The organism is Limnovirga soli (assembly GCF_013106755.1).
Classification (GTDB): Bacteria; Bacteroidota; Bacteroidia; order Chitinophagales; family Chitinophagaceae; genus Limnovirga; species Limnovirga soli.
In genome coordinates this window covers 1-814 of sequence record NZ_WHPF01000040.1, presented here as the reverse complement: position 1 = coordinate 814, position 814 = coordinate 1, and the positions used below count along the sequence as shown (strand labels likewise).

Below are 814 nucleotides of genomic sequence, written 5' to 3'. Positions count from 1 at the left end.
TTGCAGTGACAGTGTAAGTAAAACCATTGTTGTCTCTGCCTTACCGGTAATCGCTCCGATAACCGGCCCTGATAGTGTATGTGTTGGTCATACAATCAATCTAAGTGAAGCAACCGCTGGTGGCAGCTGGTTAAGTAATAATAGCGGTATCGCCATCATCAGTAGCGGAGGCCTAGTAACCGGCATCAGTGCAGGTACGGTGCGCATCAGTTATACGGTGATCAATGCAGCAGGCTGTAGTGATAGTGTAAGTAAAACCATTGTTGTCTCTGCCTTACCGGTAATCGCTCCGATAACTGGCCCTGACAGTGTATGTGTAGGTCATACGATTAATCTAAGTGAAGCAACCGCTGGTGGCAGCTGGTTAAGTAATAATAGCGGTATCGCCATCATCAGTAGCGGAGGCCTGGTAACCGGTATTAGTGCGGGTACGGTGCGCATTAGTTATACGGTGATTAATGCAGCGGGTTGTAGTGATAGTGTAAGTAAAATAATAACAGTCAGTGCGCTGCCGGTAATCGCCCCGATAGTCGGCCCTGATAGTGTTTGTGTAGGTCATACGATTAATCTAAGTGAAGCCACATCCGGCGGCAGCTGGTTAAGTAATAATAGTGGTATCGCCACCATAAGCAGCGGTGGCCTGGTAACGGGCATCAGTGCCGGCACTGTGCGTATCAGTTATACGGTGATCAATGCAGCAGGTTGTAGTGATAGTGTAAGTAAAACCATTGTTGTATCTGCCTTACCGGTAATCGCTCCGATAACTGGCCCAGACAGTTTATGCGTTGGTCATACGATCAATCTAAGTGAAGCA

General features: G+C 47.7%; 1 protein-coding gene. It reads left to right on the top strand.

The features are described from left to right. A partial coding sequence (locus tag GD597_RS21670) for a hypothetical protein (RefSeq protein WP_216368658.1) occupies positions 1-814 on the top strand: 814 nt, incomplete at both ends.